The organism is Photobacterium kagoshimensis, assembly GCF_050337045.1.
GTDB lineage: Bacteria > Pseudomonadota > Gammaproteobacteria > Enterobacterales > Vibrionaceae > Photobacterium > Photobacterium kagoshimensis.
On sequence record NZ_JAKJSO010000014.1, the window covers coordinates 190,572 to 211,226 of the forward strand.

General features: G+C 41.1%; 16 protein-coding genes and 1 tRNA gene. 9 read left to right on the top strand and 8 right to left on the bottom strand.

Annotated features, from left to right (window positions below; translation table 11 throughout):
• Positions 1-48: 48 nt before the first annotated feature.
• Positions 49-1,032 (bottom strand): HAD family hydrolase, encoded by a 984-nt coding sequence (locus tag L4C35_RS13045; protein ID WP_428463275.1) that lies wholly within the window; start codon positions 1,030-1,032, stop codon positions 49-51.
• Between the two features lie 151 nt (positions 1,033-1,183).
• Positions 1,184-1,900, bottom strand: coding sequence for a formylglycine-generating enzyme family protein (locus L4C35_RS13050; RefSeq protein WP_428463366.1), 717 nt, complete (start codon positions 1,898-1,900; stop codon positions 1,184-1,186).
• 272 nt (positions 1,901-2,172) lie between these two features.
• Between L4C35_RS13050 and L4C35_RS13055 the strand changes: the two genes are divergently transcribed.
• The 5 genes from L4C35_RS13055 (at position 2,173) to L4C35_RS13075 (ending at position 7,852) form a co-directional block, all read left to right on the top strand.
• Complete coding sequence (locus tag L4C35_RS13055) at positions 2,173-3,495, top strand: anaerobic sulfatase maturase (RefSeq protein ID WP_428463276.1); 1,323 nt, start codon at positions 2,173-2,175, stop codon at positions 3,493-3,495.
• A gap of 49 nt (positions 3,496-3,544) precedes the next feature.
• Positions 3,545-4,699: a HEAT repeat domain-containing protein gene (locus tag L4C35_RS13060; RefSeq protein ID WP_428463367.1), complete on the top strand. Its 1,155-nt coding sequence runs from the start codon at positions 3,545-3,547 to the stop codon at positions 4,697-4,699.
• A gap of 385 nt (positions 4,700-5,084) precedes the next feature.
• Entirely contained in the window at positions 5,085-7,043 is a 1,959-nt protein-coding gene (locus L4C35_RS13065) for an EAL domain-containing protein (RefSeq protein WP_428463277.1), read from the top strand.
• A 186-nt stretch (positions 7,044-7,229) separates the two neighbouring features.
• Positions 7,230-7,427 carry a hypothetical protein gene (locus L4C35_RS13070; RefSeq protein ID WP_428463278.1) on the top strand — a complete coding sequence of 66 codons (198 nt, stop codon included), beginning with the start codon at positions 7,230-7,232 and terminating at the stop codon, positions 7,425-7,427.
• Between the two features lie 161 nt (positions 7,428-7,588).
• The gene (locus L4C35_RS13075) at positions 7,589-7,852 is read left to right on the top strand and encodes a DUF2960 domain-containing protein (RefSeq protein WP_428463279.1); all 264 of its coding nucleotides are present in this window, start codon (positions 7,589-7,591) and stop codon (positions 7,850-7,852) included.
• A gap of 38 nt (positions 7,853-7,890) precedes the next feature.
• On the opposite strand, the gene L4C35_RS13080 is transcribed toward L4C35_RS13075, so the two are convergent.
• The 3 genes from L4C35_RS13080 to L4C35_RS13090 form a co-directional block, all read right to left on the bottom strand.
• The gene (locus tag L4C35_RS13080; RefSeq protein WP_428463280.1) at positions 7,891-8,289 is read right to left on the bottom strand and encodes a globin; all 399 of its coding nucleotides are present in this window, start codon (positions 8,287-8,289) and stop codon (positions 7,891-7,893) included.
• Between the two features lie 226 nt (positions 8,290-8,515).
• Entirely contained in the window at positions 8,516-9,415 is a 900-nt protein-coding gene (gene rarD / locus L4C35_RS13085) for an EamA family transporter RarD (RefSeq protein ID WP_428463281.1), read from the bottom strand.
• Between the two features lie 110 nt (positions 9,416-9,525).
• Positions 9,526-10,122, bottom strand: a complete 597-nt coding sequence (locus tag L4C35_RS13090; RefSeq protein WP_428463282.1) for a class I SAM-dependent methyltransferase — start codon at positions 10,120-10,122, stop codon at positions 9,526-9,528.
• A gap of 189 nt (positions 10,123-10,311) precedes the next feature.
• Here L4C35_RS13090 and L4C35_RS13095 point away from each other — a divergent pair, with 189 nt between their 5' ends.
• Positions 10,312-10,665, top strand: a complete 354-nt coding sequence (locus L4C35_RS13095) for a DUF2750 domain-containing protein (RefSeq protein WP_428463283.1) — start codon at positions 10,312-10,314, stop codon at positions 10,663-10,665.
• A 102-nt stretch (positions 10,666-10,767) separates the two neighbouring features.
• On the opposite strand, the gene L4C35_RS13100 is transcribed toward L4C35_RS13095, so the two are convergent.
• Positions 10,768-11,727 (bottom strand): TDT family transporter, encoded by a 960-nt coding sequence (locus L4C35_RS13100; protein WP_428463284.1) that lies wholly within the window; start codon positions 11,725-11,727, stop codon positions 10,768-10,770.
• A gap of 677 nt (positions 11,728-12,404) precedes the next feature.
• Positions 12,405-14,582, bottom strand: a complete 2,178-nt coding sequence (locus L4C35_RS13105) for a sensor domain-containing diguanylate cyclase (RefSeq protein ID WP_428463285.1) — start codon at positions 14,580-14,582, stop codon at positions 12,405-12,407.
• 316 nt (positions 14,583-14,898) lie between these two features.
• Between L4C35_RS13105 and L4C35_RS13110 the strand changes: the two genes are divergently transcribed.
• Both L4C35_RS13110 and L4C35_RS13115 read left to right on the top strand, forming a co-directional pair.
• Positions 14,899-14,989, top strand: a tRNA-Ser gene (locus L4C35_RS13110).
• Positions 14,990-15,996: 1,007 nt separating this feature from the next.
• Positions 15,997-17,262, top strand: a complete 1,266-nt coding sequence (locus L4C35_RS13115) for a RidA family protein (protein WP_428463286.1) — start codon at positions 15,997-15,999, stop codon at positions 17,260-17,262.
• A 178-nt stretch (positions 17,263-17,440) separates the two neighbouring features.
• Here L4C35_RS13115 and L4C35_RS13120 read toward each other — a convergent pair whose 3' ends face one another.
• Positions 17,441-19,054 (bottom strand): pullulanase-associated domain-containing protein, encoded by a 1,614-nt coding sequence (locus L4C35_RS13120; protein ID WP_428463287.1) that lies wholly within the window; start codon positions 19,052-19,054, stop codon positions 17,441-17,443.
• A 617-nt stretch (positions 19,055-19,671) separates the two neighbouring features.
• Here L4C35_RS13120 and cas1f point away from each other — a divergent pair.
• A complete protein-coding gene (gene cas1f, locus L4C35_RS13125; RefSeq protein WP_428463288.1) occupies positions 19,672-20,655 on the top strand; it encodes a type I-F CRISPR-associated endonuclease Cas1f in 984 nt (327 codons plus the stop codon).

A 20,655-nucleotide genomic window follows, 5' to 3' on the forward strand; every position in this document is an offset into this window, starting at 1 on the left:
TTAAGAGCTCCTCAAAGTAAGGAGCTCTTAGTGTGTTGGCTGAAGAGCTTAGTACACGGTGCACCATTCATTTTTCATATCAATAAGATGCCAGTTGTCGCGGGTATTAGCTTCATCCATTGCTTTGTCTAGTTGTCCGACACTGGACTTACGGTCATATTTCCATTCACGTGCTTCGTCAGTGTGGTGCACAATCATCGCCATAGAATTTGGTTGGCTGGTCGCCCATTGCATCATCGCGTGGTCACCGTCTGAGTTACCGACGGCGAGTACAGGCTTTTTACCTATAATATGCTGGATGTTTTCTGGCTTGCCACCTTTATCATCAATAGTGAGGATCTCACCCATTTTGGTGATGGTCGGCTGACCGTCATTGTATGCGTATTGGTACTTAAGGGCGCTGCCAATGATTTGTTCTGCTGGAATATTGTACACCTCAGGTGCCCATGCTCGCATAAAGTCTACGCCACCACCTGACACAATATACGTTTTAAAATCATTCGCTTGCAAGTAAGTGAGCATTTCACGCATTGGCTTGTAGGTAAGCTCAGTATAGGCTTTGTTGAATCGCTTATCTTTCGCTGTGGTTAGCCATTGGTCGACAGTTTGTTGGTATTCCTCAACCGTCATACCACTGTGAGTGACTTTGACGATCTCAAGCAGTGCTTCTTCACCGCCAGCAAATACATTCTCAATATCGTCGTTTAATACGAACTTAAATGGCGCCTGTGTTTTCCATTCAGGGTGATCTTTTGCCATCGCTTTGACTTGATCAAGCGCGAACGCCAATTGGAAATAATAGGGTTTTTCTGACCACAAGGTACCGTCATTATCAAAGACCGCAATGCGCTCTGCGACAGGTACAAAGGTCTCTTTTGATTTGTCTGTAGATTGATCAACGAAGTTTACAATGGCGGCCTTGCTATTACCGTCCTTCCAAGATGGTAACTGGTTGGGATCACAATCCATCGCCATGGTTGAGAAAGATAGGCCAGATAAGACAGCGAGGGTACAAATACGTTTTTTGTTCATATTATTATTTACCTAAATTTGAGTGTATTGGTGCAATACATTGAGGTGAAACATCAATGAGAACAGCGTGATTAATCCTCACCCTAACCATAGACAGATACTCTAAGACCCTGAGGTGGCATTAAACGTCGCTTCTCGAGTTTACTCGATCTTAATTCGCGTCTTTCGCCAGTCGAAGACCCATATCGGACATAATTATAGACTGGCTGGCAAAGTCGCGACGGAAATTCTCTGATTCATCAGGGTCATAGGCGAAGCTACCACCACGGACAGACTTGTGGGCTAAACCGGCTTTTTCATCTTTGGCATTGTTGGGGTTGTCTGTAGGGCCATAGCGGTAAAAGGTGTCATCAAAAGCATCAATAACAAACTCGCCGACGTTACCTGTCATGTCGTACAGCCCAAGTTCGTTGGGTTGTTTTTGGCCAACTGGTTGCGCTTTGTTATTGGCATTGGCCGCATACCAGGCGACGTCATCAAGGTTATTTGAACCGCTATAAGTAAAACCTTGGCTCTTGTTGCCACCTATTGCTGCAAATTCCCACTCGGCTTCGGTGGGTAATCGATAATGTTCGCCTGTCAGTTCGTTAAGTTGCTCAATAAAGAAATTGGCTTGCTGCCAACTGAGGTTGTTCACCGGAATATCGGGCGCTTTAAAGTAGCTCAACGATGAGCCCATTACAGATTCAAACAACGCTTGAGTAACTTCGAATTTTGAGAGGTAGAAACCATCGACCGTGACGTCTCTGGCTGGGCTTTCTGCTTTGCTGGCATTTGGCTGATTTGAGCCCATGACAAAGCTACCGCCTTCGACTCGAACCATGTTGCTATCAATTTGCTGTGCGATAGGGTGAGGTGTTGTTGACATGGTGCAGGCAAATAAGCCACTTAGAGTAACTGCGCTTATCGCAATGGCCGCGAGAGAGTATTTAGAACTTAATGCAAACATGGATGTATCTCCAAATCGAAGCTAAGTCGAGATTACATTGAGGCCATGTTGAGCTGAGCCAAAACCTAATCAAACGAGCATCCATTGTAGGCAATCTTCCCATTCCCATTGGTTATAAGGGGTATAACAAGCTATAGCGCAGGGCAGGTTTTATTATGGTCACTCTTAGTTTGTCGCTCGAAAGGTGAGATATGTTAGTCACTCAAGGTCCACAGTTTAACGGTAAGGCGTCCAAGCGTTTGCACGTGATGGCAAAGCCCATAGGTGCTGCTTGTAATATTGATTGCACTTACTGCTATTACTTGAGTAAACAGGATTTGCTGGAGTACAAAAAAAGCTGTTCGCCAAAAATGGATGACGACACATTAGAAACTTACATTCGACAATACATCGAAGGGCAAAACACCCCTGAAATCATCTTCTCATGGCAAGGTGGTGAGCCGACGATGCTCGGGTTGGAATACTTTCAGAAAATAGTCGCATTCCAGAAGAAATATCAGCCAGCAGGCGTGAAAATTTCAAATGATTTACAAACTAATGGCACCTTACTTAACGATGAGTGGTGTGCGTTTTTGGCTGACAATAATTTCTTAATTGGATTAAGTATTGATGGACCCGAGCTACTGCATAACACCTATCGTACCAACAAAGCTGGGCGCGGTACGTTTAAGCAAGTGATGAAAGCGGTTGAGCTATTACACAAGTACAAGGTCAACTTTGCGACTTTAACCTGTGTGAATAACTTAACCAGCCAAAACCCACTAGAGGTTTACCGCTTTTTGCGTGATGTGGTGAAGTCGCCACAAATGCAGTTTATTCCGATTGTTGAGCAAAAAACATTTCGCACCACAGCGCCGCAAAAATGGCAGCCACAAGATCAGTTAACGCAAGGCGATGCCCGATTAAACCCGTACCACAAAGCCTCTGTAGTTGAACCTTGGTGTGTGTCTGCTGAAGCATGGGGTGACTTTTTGATTGCGGTGTTTGATGAGTGGGTAACGAAGGATCTGGGTAAAGTCTTTGTTCAATACTTTGAAGCCAGTGTTGAGACTTGGATGGGTCGCAAGAACCCCTTATGTACGCTAGGTGAGATCTGCGGCAAAGGGTTGGCGATGGAGCCCAATGGCGATGTATTTACCTGCGACCACTACGTTTACCCTGAGTATAAAGTTGGCAATATTCATCATCAGAAGCTTGATGAGATGGCGTATTCCCCTGAACAGCAAAAGTTTGGTTTTGCGAAATCCCGAACTTTGACGACGCAATGTCAGCAATGTGATTATAAATTTGCTTGTCATGGTGAGTGTCCGAAAAATCGTTTCATTCGCACCAAAGAAGGGGAGCCGGGGCTTAACTATTTATGTGCGGGGTGGCATAAATTCTTTAGCCATGCAGACAAGGCAATGGCGTATGTGTTGCGTATGACGGGGAACCCAGTCGCACATGGTAAATACAGCGATGAAGTGATGGCGCTACAGGTTAGACGTGCGCACGCATTCCCAACGAAGTTTTAGGAGCAATATGATGAAGAAACTCTTAACAGTATTGACTACGTTGGCGTTAATGACGACACAGTCGTACGCGGCAAATACATCGACTGTCAACGCTTCGGCGGTAAACACAGATAGTGATATACAGAACCAAGCGGAACATAGCGTATTGAGTCAGGCTGATACGACGACACTCGCTTCAGATGCTCATTCTCAGTCATCATCAGCGCAAAATTCGATGGCTAATAGTAGCTCCGAGCAAGTACAACAGTGGGTGTATACCGCGCAAGATAAACGCCAGAGTGATCAAGTAAGAGCCAATGCTTTACGCCAGCTGGCACCATACCCGAGCCAAAACAGTCTTGTTGCCGTGGTGCGAGGTTTGCAAGATGACTGCGAGGCAGTGAGAGAAGCTGCTGTTATTGCGGCGGAACCTTACCAATTTACTAATCGCTGGCGAATGCTGGAGCCATTGTTAACCGATCCAAACCAGCAGGTCAGAGTGACAGCTACAACCAATTTAATCCGTGATTTTGGCAACATGTCACCAAAGCAACAACACACTATTGAATCTGCCTACCAAGAGCTGGTGGTATTTCTTCGCGCTCAAGCTAATGTAAAAGGCCATATACAAGAAGATATACAAGAAAGTACGTCTGAGAATGTACAGTTGAATCTAAAGTCAGCTTTGTTATTAGCTGATGTTTACCGCTGGCATCAAGAGTGGGATAAAGCGCAGTCGCTGTATGAGACCTTGATCAAAGCCAATCCAAAAAATGCTCAGGTTTGGTTGAGTGTAGCTGATAATTTACGCGGCCAAGGTAAAGATGAGCAAGCTCTTGTGGCGTTGGATAAAGCGATTGTTCTTCAGCCAAATGAGTCCAACTTGTATTACTCACAAGCACTAACCTTAGTACGCTTAGAGCAGAAAGCTAAAGCGGCGGATGCGATCGAAATTGCCGCGAATATGGCACAAACTAATAGCTACTTTTGGTATTTAAATGGTGTGTTACAAGAGCCATTAGATATAGATAAGTCGGTGAAATCATTTGAACAAGCTTACTTGATTTCAGGCGCACCCGAGCAATTGTATGCGGTGTGCGATATTTATGTTCGTACAGCAAGTGATAAAACGGAAGCTTGTTTGGATGAATTAGGGAAAATTGCGCCTGATTATGTGGTAACGCAATTACAGGTTAAATCTAAAGGGCAAGTTGTCTCGAACTAAAATTACGTAAAGTGTAACCAGTTTTAATGTTGGATCCTGTTAGTGTGCAAAGTAATAATAAGTAAAAGTTGTGCGAGTTAATCACTCGCCAGCTTTCCAATAAACTATATATACTGCTAGCAAATGAAAGCGCTTTCATGCTTAATGCCTAATACATTAATAAAGCTAGTTAAACATTTTGATTTCATCTGGGTATTAATTCATTCCTTTTCCACTAAATTAATTGAATATTCACTTATCATAGATAGAATAGTAATCAAGCTTCTCATCTAACGATATGGTCATGCTTATGCGGAATGACCGATAAGGTTTAATCGTGCTTTCTCAGCTTATAACACGCCTGTCGAACAATAGATTTGCCATCGCTTTATGTAACGTATTCATCATGGCTTTGCCTATTTCTTTAATAGCAACATTTTGCAATCTAATAGAGATTTTTGCATTTAAGATGGATTGGCTGCTATTAGCTGACATTGTCGGCAATGTTGGGCGGCTGACTGCGCATCTATTCCCAATACTCATAAATATATACATGGCCATGTACTTATCAGATACGCATCGCCTACCCAAATCCGCGACAGTTGCATGTTCATTAGCCGCATTTTTTATCATTTCGTATCAATGGGGACTCATTTCTTCGGTTATCCCGTTACCTCATAGTTTTATTGTTGCATTATTGAGTGCATTCATTACTTGCCTGATCATCAAGTTAATAAACCGCACCAAGATTTTACACGTAGATAATTCAAGCAGTGTAATGGATAACAGTCTAAAAGTACTAAATTGCTACGTGTTAACACTAGGAACGATTGTAGTTACTAGTACTTTTATTAAAATCGCAGTTATACCTATTATTTCTCAATATCAGTGGTTTCCCGTTTTGGATCCTCTGGTTTTTAGTGATGCAATGATCTATGAATTTAGCCGTGGACTCTTATGGTCATTGGGTATTAATGGTCACAACTTGTTGCATACATATAAATCTGAGTTGTATGAAGTGACAGTCGCTAACATAGCCGCGTGGCAAAATAATGGTGAATCACTTCATATCTTAAGTGCTAATTTTTATGATTTTTTCACGGGTATGGGCGGTAGTGGCAATACATTTAGCTTAGTGATTTGTATGTTACTTTTTGCTAAAAGTAGTGGTTATAAAACGTTAGCAAAAGCCGTATTTATTCTTGCGCTGTTTAATATTAATGAGCCGCTATTGTTCGGGTTACCCATCATTTTCAACCCAATAATGTTAGTCCCTTTTCTATTAGTGCCACAAATCAGCCTTATTATTGCTTACTTTGCTTTTTGGGCTGGGTGGGTTGCGCCTATCAGTGAAGTGAATAGCTGGCTGCTGCCGCCATTAGTTAGTGGTTATTTATCAACCGGTGGTACTGCTGGTGGTGTAATACTACAAGTGTTCATATTAGTAGTAGGTGTTGCTATTTATTATCCTTTTTTCAAAGTGATGGATAAACGCAGTGATGGCATTGATCTGATGCGAATTTTTAATCGCCGATTCTTTATTAATGGTGATATAGATGCGAAGTCTAAGCTCGCAAGTTTTATTCCTTCTATGCAAAGTAATCTACAAGCACAACGTGATGTTGAGCGCTTAAATACAGAAGGTGAAATGATTTTGTATTATCAGCCTCAGGTTGATGTGGAAAATAGCCAGATCGTTGGGATGGAAGCCCTTTTACGTTATCGTACTCATCAAGGAACAGTATTACCTCCTACCTTTATTCAATCCTTCTCACAGCTTAAAATGATGCCGCAACTTGACTATTGGGTGTTAGAGCAAGCCATTCAAGCAACAGCGCCCTATAGCCATCACTCAGGCTTTTTATTGTCTATCAATGTGTCATCTGACACTATATTAACGAAGGGTTTTGTAAAGTATCTCGATAAATTGATCATCGAAAGTGCACTGCTACATGAACAGATAGAGATTGAAATTACAGAAGAGCTGCTAGTGTCTGATGAAGAAATGACAGCCGCTGTGATCAACCAGTTGCGTGCTTTAGGAATTTCGGTCGCCTTAGATGACTTTGGTACCGGATTTTCGTCTTTGGCTTATTTATCTCGATACGATTTCGATAAAATCAAAGTTGATCGTTCCTTAATCCAAAAACTGGATACCGCAAGAGGTAAAGAGTTACTTCGTATCGTAGTTGAATTGGGAAAAGTCACCAATGCCAAACTGGTTGTTGAAGGGGTAGAAACACTTGATGAACTTCAATACATCTCTTCCTTAGGTGTACGTTATGTTCAAGGATTCTATTTTCACAAAGCAATGCCAATTGAAAATATAATAGCCTTAATGGATGCTGAAAAAGTGGTAAGTTAGGCAAATAATAATGAACTAATATAATCTGAATCACAGTTGAATATATTAAAACTTGTTTCAAGTTAATTCTAATATTCAACAACTGTTAAGTTTAATACGTTATTGTAATGACATAGCGAAGATAATTCGCAATGGTAAAGAAAGTTCGAATACTTTTATTGTCAATAATATACTTATGGTGATTGTATGAAAAAATTATTAATACCTGTACTGCTTGCATCTGTGTATTCTATTGGTGCTATTGCAAGTGAGACTGTAAATACAAGTAATATAAGCCCTGTTATTTGTGCGTCCGCTCAATTAAATAAGGACAACAATAATATGGATGGTAGCGATGCTACGAACTATTTATCTTGTAAACTGAATAATATGATCGAAGAGTAGCCTGCTCTTTAGCTAAGGAGGGTTACAGTGTTGACCCTCCATAATTAAAACCCGCTATTACATCTTGCTTTCTTCTATGCTTGTATGACTTAAATTTATTTTACAGAACGGCGCCAAATAAGGTAAAGTCTGCGCCTATTTGTAAAATGAGTTTATGACTGATGTCTCGCACGATTCTTTATACTTACAAGAAACAGGAAAAAACACTGACGTTTTCATACGATCAATACCGTACTATTCATGAAGCCGTAGCAGCTGAGGAAGGTATTGATTTAACAGCATTTCTTAAAATGGAACAGCAAGTTGAAGCCGTTTCTAAATCGACAAAAGCAGCCAAAGATTACCGTGATAACCACTTCAAAAAGCTTGGATTTGGTCGCATTACGTTGGCACAAAAAGAAAACCGCGGTGTAGGTCATAAATAATCACGGGTTGTGAGAGCTTCTGGGTAGTTGTAGGTCAATTACCCACATTCTTCCCGCATAATCTGCAAGCCATCTGCAAAGCAATGACGCCATGCCTCATCAATACGTTCATCGAACTTGGGGTCACAGATTGCAACCGCCTCTAATAAACACGTAAACCAAATACTCAGGTCATCCTCACTGATACCTAGCCCATCTTTACCATGGCGTAAGGCATATTTTTTCACATTGGCGCGCGCTGAGGCAGATGTTGAGGCTAACATAATGATAAGCAGTGATGCTTTCATCATAGTTGTTTGTTTTTCCATATCAACACCGTCAAACATCTGCTTGAATCTTTTACCCTTCTCAAAAAACTTGGTATAAAAAATATCAAGAAATTCATCGTTACGGTTACATCTATCGTAGCTATCGTTAAACAACTGAATAATATCCATACCTTCACCTATTGTTGCTGAACCATGCGAAATGACTCTAACTATAAGATATTGGGGAAATGGTTAGGTTGCGAATCTATATGTATATAATGTGATGAATGTATAATACTGAGCGATAAACACTTTGTAGCAGCTTAGAGTTATGTGGTTTTTTGATAATTTAGCTAGTTAGAAAAATAAGAGTAATCTGAGCCAATCGCAGTATTGGCTCAGGTGGTTTACAAGGTTAGGCTTGCAGGCGCTTACTTCGTTTGAACATCCTCAGAACCGCTTCCAATGTACATAGTAGCAAGCCTAGCCATATCAGGCTGAAACTGACGGCTTTTACCTCGTCAAAGACTTCATTGAATAAAAGTACTGCGAGTAAAAATTGTAAGCTTGGTTCTATATATTGCATTAAGCCGACCATAGTTAAACTCGTACGATTGATCGCTAGAGCAAAAAAGACCAATGGAGCCAAAGTAACGGGTGCGGAACCAATATAAAGTAGCTGCGTGGTAAAATCGGCGCTCAATGCTGTGCTTGTGCCTTGGCTATAGCCCCACAGTAGGTACAAGATGGCGAAGGGCGCTAAGATCGCCGATTCTAATGTCACTGATGTCATGGCATCGAATCGGATATTCTTTTTACATAGACCATAGAGTGCAAAAAAGCTTCCCATGATCAGTGAAATCCACGGCAACTCACCGTAATGCCATACTTGATAAGCAATACCTAATATACCTAGAACAACAGCAATAGACTGCGCGTGGGAAAGGCGCTCTTTTAAGAATAAAACGGCGAGTGCAATGGCAAATAAAGGGTTGATAAAAAATCCAAGACTGGCAGCAAGCACTTGTCCATGCGTCATCGCCCAGGTGAAAGCGTACCAAGACACACACATAATCAAGCCGGCAATCACAGTCATGATAAGTGATCGCTTATCTTGTAAGATTGACGCTAGCGATGGTCGAGGCTGGCGTAACACCCAGCAAATCAATAACATAGATGGCACAGAAAATATAATACGCAGAGCGAGCAAATCATTTATATCTGCACCTGGCAGATATTGATAATACAGAGGTAATAAACCCCAAAGTACAAATGAAAAAGCGGCTAAAGCATTACCCGCACGTTGAGACTGCATGAGTAGCCCATAATAATAAAGGAGTCAGGAATGATGCGATTTTGTCATTAAAGGGCTTTCACGAGAAGTTATTTATCATACGTTTTGATGAAAAATAATCAGTTTTCGCATTACTTTTTTAATGCCGTCACTGTATAGACAGTCCAATAGCGTTGTTGGCCCGTAAGTTGGGATGATCGTTCTCTTTTTTCTTGCCAAGCTATGATATAAAAACCGCTTAATAGTGCTTCTATTTCTTCTTTGGTATGGGTAAGAATTGGCAGCTTCTCATCAATGCCTATGTCATCTTTTCCTATAAAGTGGCCACAAAAAATACCGCCACTAAATAAACTTTTTGTCATCTTCTGCCAAAACGTCGTAAATTCTTCAGGCTCACTGTAAAACAAACAGGCGCTGGCGTTTACAAGGTGAGATCGTGGGAACTGGTATTCAGCAAATGAACTTATCTTGACATCAAGCATTGGATTAGCGGTTGCTAAAGTATGTTGTGCTAATTTCTCTATGGTGGGTAAGTCTTTATCAAACGCATACACTTGGAACCCTTGTTCAAGTAGGTACAGGGCATCACGTCCTGCGCCACACCCACAATCAACCGCAATGTTCATTGTTTGTCGTTCACCAAGAAATTGATTTGCCTCGACAACATGTGGTCGTGGCGGAAGTAAAGATTGGGTGTTGAGGTAGTTTAACCAGTCGACCGTAGCCATAACGCGCCTTGTTGATAGCAAAATGCTCACTAAGTATAACGAGTTGGACTGTAGGTGATTGCTCACTTTTTGGACATAAAGGGATAGTTGCAAAAATTGGGCATAATAACTTCACGTATTGCTTGGAATTTTTGATAAAATAGGCTTCAATCATCGCCAATTTGGCAACGAACTAGTAGAGAGAAAATTATGACCAAGTTAACGTCGGATATCCAAGCTAATCAGGACCTATTCGTGACTGAAAGCCAAGACACCCGTTTTGTTTGGGGCCTTTGTAATGAAGAAGGTGATTGGCTAGCCGTTGACTCTTCTGAATTCGAAAACTCAGAAGTGATGCCATTTTGGTCAAACAAAGAAGACGCACAAACGCATTGCGTCGACGAGTGGGCAGAATTCCGTGTTGCAGAATTACCGCTAGATATCTTTGTTGAAGATTGGATGATCACACTTGCTGAAGATGGCGTTCTTGTTGGCCTTAACTGGAATGACCAACTTGAAGGTCGCGAGCTAGAACCATCTGATGTTGCTAAGCTTTACATCTAATTTTTTGGGGGCTAGCAGTAAGCAGCACCCAAGAAAGAGCATCTAAAATGAAACGGCTCTGGAGTAATTCAGAGCCGTTTTTGTTTTTGTGGGTTATCGCGGTTAGTTTGTCAGTGGCTTTGATTGAAACTGACCATAGTAATAACATGCGTACTGATAACTTACCCAAGCAACGAGCCCTGTCGCCACCGTCATTTCTAATAACCCGAGCTTTTCAATCCATGCCCACTGTGGGAAATCCTCAATCAAAAACTGTCTTAAACGTTCACTGGCAACAGCACTAATAACCGATGGGAAAGTCACGGCAGCTAACGATGGCTGGAAGCGTTGCTTTAATAGATCGAAATAACATAGATAAACCAATATGGTCATAGTGATCCCTACGCCAGCTAACGCCCCCGTTAGGATAAGGTCGGGGTCTTGCACATTGAGCAGATAAGCCGCTAACGATAAATTCACAGGGGCAGCCATGATGGCAAGCGTTGGTCGAGCTTTTCGCGGAAGCCTGCCTGCGAAACATAAACGGTATAAAACAACAGGTAGCATGATGAAATATAAAGTAATACAGATATCTGTCATTGCGAGTGAAAAAGCATGATGGCCAATTTGTACACCCGCTAGCGTGCCACTAATAGCCCCAACAGGATAAAGAAACCAGCTTGGGTAGAGGTGTATTAAGCGGAAGTTTCTAAGCTGAAAATAGAAAAAACAAACCAGCATGACATAATGCAGCGAAAGTGCCGGATACCATAATAATCGTGCGCTATTTATATGAATAGAAGATAAATAATCGGCCAGTACAAGAAGCGTCATTGTCATAGGTGCCATCAGGCTGCCATAGAGAGGGTGTTTTAAATCTTGGATGAACAATGCAGGATTGAGCAGATACTTCAATAGTACAGGTATAAGCAAACAAGCACCGATAAAAGCAAAAATACTGCGAAGTGCATGCGAATGTTCAGGAAGAAATAAAGACCAGGCTAGACCTAAACCCGTGGTTCCAAGAGCTAGGGCGGATTGGGCGGTTGGAATGCGTTGTAGTCGAGACGCCAAACTAGCCATTTATACTGTGAGCCTTGTACGTTTGAGTGAAAAAGAAACAATACTTTACACTATTTTTAGTCATAAATTCATGAGGAAATCGGCATTTATTCCCTTTATTATTTAATTTCAATTGGTTAGAAGAGAGTATTGTAAGAGGTGATCCAACCCATGAAAAATCATTATTTAATTTGCCAAAAACCAAATTTATGACCATATTTATAGTGAACCTGCAATGAGTTGTTTCATAGCATTTCGGAGGAAAGCTGTTTTATTCTGTCTCAAGGGTGTAGGTTCGGATGTAACGAGTAGAAAATGCTCTTGCATCATCAAATGCATCAGTTGTGATTTAGCTGGTACATTACAATTTGGATAGCAACACAAAACTAAAATACTTCTTCGCTAAATTATAGCGCTCGATCAACGATTGACGTTACGAGCACGGCAAACTCAACGTAGTGAGTGGCGAAGCCTGATATAAAGTTACATTTGTTACAGAGACATAGCAACATAGCTCCAAGTACAATGTTACACGACTCAAATGTACTATTTAACGTACATGTAATAAAGATAGACAGTAACAACGTAGAGTAACAAATGGCCTTGAGTGTACTGAACTAGGTAGACTAAGGATCAAAACAAACAAGCCGCACTGCAATGGTGCGGCTTTTCTTTTACAGCAACAAAATATAGAGTTATCAATACTCTATAATTGATGGTGTTGTTAATGTATGGCTTTCATAAGCAACAAAGGTATTTCTACTTTGTGTTTTTGCGTGATAAAGCGCTTCGTCTGCGTACTGAATCAAGCCATTAATATCCATCTCATCAGTATTATTACTGTTGGTATGCCAGCAGTATCCTCCAATAGAGAGGGTGATTTTTGAATCACATTTAGAGGCTTGATGCGGGATCGCAAGCTGTTCAACGGCGTGTTGAACCTGCTGAACCTTCTTATGACACACTTCAAGCGATTGTCCGTACAGTAGCACTAAAAACTCATCGCCACCGAAGCGGAAAACATAATCATCACTAGATGAAAATTGTTGCTTAAAAATGGCAGACAACTGAACCAGCACTTTGTCACCTTCATGGTGGCCATAATAATCGTTGTACCCTTTATAAAAATCGATATCGATCATTAAGCAGGTGATAGGTAGTTGAAAGTGCTGTGCATTGTGTAACAACTTGGGTACAACTTTTTCAAGTTCATATCGATTAAGTAACTGTGTGAGTGGATCTTGGCGCGACAGGGTGTCTAACTTGTTGTTAATAATTTTCAGTTCTAGTTGCTGTTTACGCAGTGTTTGAGTCTGACGTTGGTTTTCAAGTGAAACAGCAATAAAACTTGCTAGCTGTTCGGCAAGATCACAGTGGTAGCTTTGGTATAGGTATGCCGTTTTATGTTCTAAAAAAAGTGCACCGATAGTTTTGTTATTTAAGTTTATAGGGGTGACAATTGCGGATTGGTTGCGTTCACCATCACCAAAGTACATCTGTCGATCTAAATGGTTAAGATCAATGTATGTTGATACTTCATTCTCGGAACTTGTGTTTAGCAGCAGCGTTTTTTGGTGATGAATACAGTAAGCCCCTAAACTTGAAATATTCTCACAGCTAATTGTAAAAGGAGTAATTAGCTCGCCGTCTTCAATAAAATGATTGTAATTAAGTGCTTGCTTGTCTTCATTATAAAGGGCTATCCCGAATACGTGAATAGGGATGATTTTGTTTAATTGGTTAAAGACATCAAGAAGACAGTCGTTAAGGCTATTAACGGTTGCAATATTTTGGCCTATCTGTGTGATGATTTTTAGGTTACCGTGTAACATTTGTAGGGAGTCATGCTCACGCTTATCTGCGCCGAGTTTGAGAATACTTTCTATATACTCTGTCTCATTACTGGTTGCACGTTTCAGTTCTTGGTTGGCAAGCTCTACTTGTTTAGTAATAGCTTCTTTTTCAAGTACAACCTCACCATGTTGTTGGTGTATTTCAGCCTCTAGCTGAAAGAGCTTAATTCTTAGCTGATAGTTTTGCTCTTGGTGAATGAGCAATTGCGCTTGATGGCATTGCTCAAGTGATGAATCAAGATCGCCTGATGCTTTTAATAATCGTGCATAGTGGTATAAATTATCGCTGCGCCCCATGTATTCATATGTTTGCAGGAAAGATAAATCAGCTTTACGGTATAAATCGGCTGCTGCGCTATGTTCAGCTTTTAAGGTTAGTAAGCGCGCTTTATACGCATAGGCAAAACCCATTGAGCGTGAACAATCGAGTTTTTTTGCGATTTCAATACTTTGTTCAATGTAATCTAAAGCACTCTCTAACTCTCCGAGGTGACCCTCGGCCAGAGCGATATTGTCTAGCGCCAAGGTTAGGCAGCTTTGTTCATTGCTGGCTACTGCCATTTCTGCAGCCTTTAAACAATATCTTTTAACACGGTCAAAATCACCCAGTGATAAGTAGGTATCACCGACATTAAGATTAAGCAGTAGCTTTAAGTTTTCATCTTCAACCGTATTACTTTGCTGAGCAGCTAAGAAGTGCTTTAACGCTTGGTGGTATTGACCAATAAGAGAGTAAATAGTACCAAGGTGGACATCGCAATATAGGTGTAACACTTCATTGTTATTGGAGTTGCAGAGTATCTGACAATGAATGAAGTAGGGAATGGCATGTTCAATCGCCTGGCTACGATAAACATCGTAAGCGGTTAAAAAACAATCGTATTCGTCAGGGAGAGTGATTCCTTCTATTGCGATCATTTGATTGATTTCAGCACGCAGTTGTTTAACTGCATCATGCTTCGTTGATTGCTGAAGGCGTGTCAATTTTGTAAGTATGAGAGAAAGTGTACGCGCTTTACCCATGATGCCTATCCGTGAAGATGAATCTACCCTTAAATATGGAACGTTATACCGTAATAGTGGTACGCAAACAATAGTATATTTAGTTATTAATATTGTTGTTTTTACTAATAATAATCACTATTGCTAGAGTATATCTTGCTTCCAGATATTCTTACTTAATGTTGCAATATTAATTTTGATATGTGATCCGGTGATATGCGTGTGCACGCACCAATGTTGCTAAATTAACGCATAATGGTTACTTACTATCCGCTTGAGCGCCAATATTTAATTTATGCTTTACAGTGCTTAGCAACATCCGTATTATCCGCCGCATGGAGAGATGGCTGAGTGGTTGAAAGCACCGGTCTTGAAAACCGGCATACGTTTGTAGCGTATCTAGGGTTCAAATCCCTATCTCTCCGCCACATTCGAAAAAACCGCTGAAACGTCAGCGGTTTTTTTTCGTCTAAATTTTGTGATTATAGATAGGGTGCCGAACCCTAGAGCAGGGTTCACCTGAGCGAAGCGAAAGCACATTGCCCGTGCCGAAGGCGCGAAAAGGCAATAGCCCGAAGGGCGCGAGCTTGCGAGCAGTAAATCCCTATCTCTCCGCCACCTTCAAGAAAGGCGCTAATTTATTAGCGCCTTTTTTACGTTTGGGCTAACGTGAAAAGGATTTGCATCAAATCCGCCATACCCACAGCGCTCCGCCACATTCAAGAAAGGCGCAAATTTATTAGCGCCTTTTTTACGTTTGAGCTAACGTGAAAAGGATTTGCATCAAATCCGCCATACCCACAGCGCTCCGCCACATTCAGAACGCCTCGCCGTATCAAGAAAAAGCCCGCTATAGCCAGATAAACTACGAAAGCCTCAGTTGTATTGTATGCATAAAGTAATAACGGCTTATTGAATAACGTTATTTACTAGCCCGACCTTGTTTTGTTTTATGAAAAACACCCACATGTATATTTATTCTCCTTAATACAAATAACATTATTAACAACTTGATTACCAGGTTGTGGGCAGGATGCTGCTTTTAGGAGAATTTATGCATTAATAACGGCATAAACGTCGGTCTAATGGTGTGATGGTATTAACTTTAACAAGCTTAGTGTGAACTGGTTATCATAATTAAACGAAATCCACAAAATATGTCATTCAACTCGATGAGATTATATTCACGATTGACGAATCGAACGTAAAAATAAAATGAAGTAATACCCAGAATTTTAATTAATTCGTGGATAATTAGTCGTAAAGTGACTATTTATCCTATTTTTTCGTCTCGCTAGTAAAAAAATGTTTAGAGCTGGGTCACATTTACCCTGAATTAATTCACATACTATTGCCGCACTTAAAACATTCTTTCAAATACGTTACGTTCAATATAAAAACGTATTTATGTACTATATAATAGGATAATATTCCAATGACTGACGCGATCATCAAAGTTTCTCGTAATACTGAGAACGCACCTCAAAGCACGCTATCAACTCAAACAGTTGCTTTCTCTCACTACAATAACTTTTCGGCTCAATTGCCAGTAGACCCTAAAACAGGTGAAATCGTTGTTGGTGACGTAAAAGACCAAGCCGCACAATGTCTAGCTAACATTAAAGCTATCGTTGAAAGCATCGACCACGTGATGGACGACGTTGTTAAAATTAACGTTTTCCTTAAAAACATTGCTGATATTGAAGCTGTAGATGAAGTTTACGCGACATTCTTCACTAATCTTCTACCTACTCGCACAGTTGTTCAAGTGAACGCACTGCCAATGGGCGATGCTTTGGTTCAAATGGATGCGCTTATCTCTAACGGTGAAGGTACTGCTCCACAAGCTCCTTGTGCGCTTATCAAGCTTTCTCGCAACACTGAAAATGCACCACAAAGCCCAGTTTCAACGCAAACAGTTGCTTTCTCTCACTACAACAACATCTCTGCTCAACTACCAGTAGACGCTAAAACTGGCGCACTAGTAGAAGGCGGCGTGAAAGAGCAAACAGCTCAGTGTCTTAAAAACATGAAAGCTGTGCTAGAAAGCATCGATGTACCTTTCGATGACATCGTTAAAATCAACATGTACCTAACTGATCTTGCTGATGCTGACGCAGTAAACGAAGTTTACTCAACGTTCTTCCCAGATTCAGCTATCGCACGTACAGTTGCTTACGTACCTGCACGTTCTGTTATCGCAGCAGACGCGCTACCAATGGGCGCACTAGTTCAAATCGATGCTTCTGTATCACACGGCGACGGCACACCTCCACAAGAAGTTGAAGACCGCCACAACATCGTTATCCGTGCAAGCAACACAGATGCAGCACCACGTAACGCACTACACACACAAACAGTTGCTTTCTCTCACTACAACCACGTTGCAGCTCAACTTCCAGTTGACGTTAAAACAAATGCAATCGTAGCTGGCGGTGCTAAAGAGCAAGCTGAGCAGTGCATGAAAAACATCAAAGCTATCGTTGAAAGCGTTGACCACGTAATGGACGACATCGTTAAAATCAACATCCAACTTAAAGATGTTGCTGATATCGACGCAGTAAACGAAGTTTACACAACATTCTTCAACGGTGAGCTTCCAGCACGTACAGTTGTAGGTGTTTCTCAAATCGAAATGGGCGCACTAGTTCAAATCGACGCTGTTGTTTCTAACGGTGAAGGTACACTTCCACAAGCTTAATCGCTTAGATTGCAGCTTGCTCTATCTTTATTAAGGCAAGCTGCATCATATTAAAATAAATTGGCAGGCTTTATCATTTGAACCGTGTATTAACGGGTAAATGATAAAGCCTGTTTTTTTGTTGGATCGTAAAATAAAAACCACTGAGGCTTCAGCGGTTCTTATTATTTTAAAATAGTTAATTATAACTAATGAGAGTGTCTTTATAGGTAATAGTAGAATAAAGCGGAGCGGATAACTTCAATCTCATATTATCATCCACAGATTTCTGATTACCTTTATGGATAACTACATTCGCGCAGCCTGTATTCCCCTCTTTTATCTTTAATTCAAAGTAAATACCGTAGCTTGGATCATAGCCTAAAGGTTGAAGTGGTTTCTCCCAACTGATGTCTTTGAGTTGTGAATCGAGAATAGAATCGCATTGTTTATCATTCCATACCTGCATTCCCCAACCTGCAAAGTCATCTTCTGGGGCGATCATCATAACGTCATCGTACTTTATAAAATAAACCAGTGCTGTTTTTTCCAAACCTTCGATGTTAGGTGTTTTTGCTTTTGTAGGCTTTAATCTTGTGTAGAGACGCTGATCGACAAACTTTTCGGGAATAGTATTGACAGCGAATTTGAGCTCTCCGTTTTTGCCTTTAGCCAAATTGATGTCATGAGTGTAAGCAAAGTTCTGGGTATTGTGCACTAAATTGCCAAATCGGTACAAGTTCTGCTCCGATGAACTTGGCATTAACTCTAAGTGTAAGTAATCGGTATCTATAATGTCGTGGCCAAGTAGTTTATAAGTACCAGACTCGATATATTCGCGAGCCTCGGCCTCATTACAGCTCTCGTTATTGGTCACAAGTGTACGCAGTGTATAGCTGGTTTCATTTAACGACAGTTTGAATGAAGGGCTGTACTCTGTGCTGCTATCACACTGGTATTCATTCTCCCAGTTCCCGTATAACTCGTTGAGTTTGTAGATGCTATGGATATTTTTCCATGGGCTATCTGATGGGATCGTTATTTTATGCGGCAAGGGGGCGATAACATTATTTTCATTTTTGTATTTATTGAAGCCACTAAGCATAGCAATAAATGGGGTAGAACTGGCAGCACTATAGTCGGCTAATTTAACAATACCTATATCAGGTACTAGCCAGAATTCCTGATTGATATCTACCTGAGTATGTACCGTGCCATAATCTTGTGTCGTAACAGATATTAAAAGGATAAGACGGTAGCTAATATGTAAGGCTTCATAGTTGCCAGTATTGGTTTTAACGGTTTCAGCACCTTTATATGACCACTCATATGTATACTCACCATATGCTGGCCCGACATTGGGAGATATTGTCACTTTCATATCATGATAGCCATCAACCCCTGCCATATTGCCAATAACTGCATATTCAGGGAGTAGCAAAACGGGATCTCCTGATAAATCGACGTCAACTTGATAGTCTTTATTGTCGACAGTAACCTGATTGAGTTTGATACGGTCGATATAGACTGCATTATTTTTCTGACGTAGCGTCTGCTTATACCCGCTGTGATCCCATGTTAACTCCACACTTTCTTGGCCGTTATTTTTAATAACATTGCTACTCGACAGCGTGATGCTCTCGCTAGAATCTGCGACATCATAACGCCATACTGCGCCACCTTGGGCAGGCAGGTACGGATTAGAAAATGCTGTTGATGTCGCGGCGGTGCTGTTACCTGTTTTTTCAGATCCGCCGCCACAACCGGCAATGAAGCTAACGACTAAACAGAGTACAACCCTTTTAAAATTCATATCTACATTCCTTGCATTAAAACCACTAAAACACAGGGCAATTTAATGTCCTATTTGGGGTAAATCCTGTCAGATACCTTGTAATAGTTCACAGCATAGGCGCTGTATTTAAGTGCAATATGTAGATTGGCTTTGCGTGTTAAGTTGTTTTACGCGAAATAAATGTAATTGTTTAGCCAACGAGCAGCTTGCTTTGATAGTGACCGAATTTATTGTGAGCGATGTATTCTTGAGCAAAGTTATCTATTTGGTCAATGACTTAGCAATACTGTGCAAGCAGAAATTGACTCGCCTCTCACACGGTGGTTAACAATATATGCGTAAGTAGCATATTGCTTACCGCGCCGTAACATTTAGTGTTTGTTCAAGATTTTATCTGTTGAGGGTAAGTGATGACGGCTGATCGTTACTATGGCGGTAATGAAAAGATCTAAGCGAGCAAACAGACAAAATCATATAGGTAGCCTTATTCCCTTTTTAATGTCACTCAAAGTCATCATTTTGATTCTGGTGGTTATGAGCCTTGAAAAATAGGGTAGAAAATTACGCTTTGCATCACGATAAGTAAAAACGGTATGAGTGAAACTAAGGTTTAATATCAATCATTAGGTGAACCTATGGCTAAAGTAATGACTCCTAGCGATCTGAAAACGATTCTACACTCCAAGCGTGCCAATCTTTACTACTTGCAGCATTGTCGTGTATTGGTAAATGCAGGGCGAGTTGAATATGTTACCGACCAAGGTAAAGAAAGTCTGTATTGGAATATTCCTATCGCAAATACGACCGCGCTAATGTTAGGTACGGGTACATCCATTACGCAAGCGGCAATGCGGGAGTTAGCCAAAGCTGGGGTTTTGGTTGGTTTTTGCGGTGGCGGTGGAACACCCTTGTACTCAGGCAACGAAGTGCAAGTAGACGTGTCTTGGTTGCTTCCTCAGTCTGAATATAGGCCGACAGAATATCTTCAGCAATGGGTAAGTTTTTGGTTTGAAGACAAAAAACGTGTTGATGCTGCCAAACTATTTCAAGTTGAACGCATTAAGCAAATTCGTAAACACTGGCTGTCTGCCAATATTAAAAATGACTTTAACCTCAATAGTGAACAGCTAGAAGGGGCTCTAAATCGCTTTGAAGACAAAATGCAAACCTGTGCTACTACGCAAGATCTTCTCTCTTTAGAAGCCACCACCACCAAAACGCTCTATAAACTTGCTTGCCATGCCAGCCAATATGGCGACTTTACCCGTTCTGAGCGAGGTAACAGCAGTGATATTGCTAACCGATTTTTAGATCATGGTAATTATCTTGCCTATGGTTTGGCTGCAACAGCATGTTGGGTGATTGGCTTACCTCATGGATTAGCGGTATTGCATGGTAAAACGCGCCGAGGTGGGTTAGTGTTTGACGTCGCAGATATAATTAAAGATGCGTTAATATTACCCCAAGCCTTTATCGCCGCCATGGAAGGAGACGACGAACAAGAATTTCGTCAGCGATGCTTAAATCAGTTTCGTTCAGCGCATGCATTAGATGTGATGATCGATACATTGCAAAGCACGGCTTCAGTATTGGCGCAAAATAACAAAGTGGAGCAGTAA

Excerpts from the sequence above, each read along its gene's own strand:
- L4C35_RS13080 (WP_428463280.1), bottom strand. The coding sequence starts at position 8,289 with ATGGATATTATTCAGTTGTTTAACGATAGCTACGATAGATGTAACCGT.
- cas1f (WP_428463288.1), top strand. The coding sequence starts at position 19,672 with ATGGCTAAAGTAATGACTCCTAGCGATCTGAAAACGATTCTACACTCC.
- L4C35_RS13095 (WP_428463283.1), top strand. The coding sequence starts at position 10,312 with ATGACCAAGTTAACGTCGGATATCCAAGCTAATCAGGACCTATTCGTG.
- L4C35_RS13115 (WP_428463286.1), top strand. The coding sequence starts at position 15,997 with ATGACTGACGCGATCATCAAAGTTTCTCGTAATACTGAGAACGCACCT.
- L4C35_RS13055 (WP_428463276.1), top strand. The coding sequence starts at position 2,173 with ATGTTAGTCACTCAAGGTCCACAGTTTAACGGTAAGGCGTCCAAGCGT.
- L4C35_RS13120 (WP_428463287.1), bottom strand. The coding sequence starts at position 19,054 with ATGAATTTTAAAAGGGTTGTACTCTGTTTAGTCGTTAGCTTCATTGCC.
- L4C35_RS13045 (WP_428463275.1), bottom strand. The coding sequence starts at position 1,032 with ATGAACAAAAAACGTATTTGTACCCTCGCTGTCTTATCTGGCCTATCT.
- L4C35_RS13070 (WP_428463278.1), top strand. The coding sequence starts at position 7,230 with ATGAAAAAATTATTAATACCTGTACTGCTTGCATCTGTGTATTCTATT.
- L4C35_RS13050 (WP_428463366.1), bottom strand. The coding sequence starts at position 1,900 with ATGTCAACAACACCTCACCCTATCGCACAGCAAATTGATAGCAACATG.
- L4C35_RS13105 (WP_428463285.1), bottom strand. The coding sequence starts at position 14,582 with ATGGGTAAAGCGCGTACACTTTCTCTCATACTTACAAAATTGACACGC.
- L4C35_RS13090 (WP_428463282.1), bottom strand. The coding sequence starts at position 10,122 with ATGGCTACGGTCGACTGGTTAAACTACCTCAACACCCAATCTTTACTT.
- L4C35_RS13100 (WP_428463284.1), bottom strand. The coding sequence starts at position 11,727 with ATGGCTAGTTTGGCGTCTCGACTACAACGCATTCCAACCGCCCAATCC.
- rarD (WP_428463281.1), bottom strand. The coding sequence starts at position 9,415 with ATGCAGTCTCAACGTGCGGGTAATGCTTTAGCCGCTTTTTCATTTGTA.
- L4C35_RS13075 (WP_428463279.1), top strand. The coding sequence starts at position 7,589 with ATGTCTCGCACGATTCTTTATACTTACAAGAAACAGGAAAAAACACTG.
- L4C35_RS13065 (WP_428463277.1), top strand. The coding sequence starts at position 5,085 with ATGGCTTTGCCTATTTCTTTAATAGCAACATTTTGCAATCTAATAGAG.
- L4C35_RS13060 (WP_428463367.1), top strand. The coding sequence starts at position 3,545 with ATGACGACACAGTCGTACGCGGCAAATACATCGACTGTCAACGCTTCG.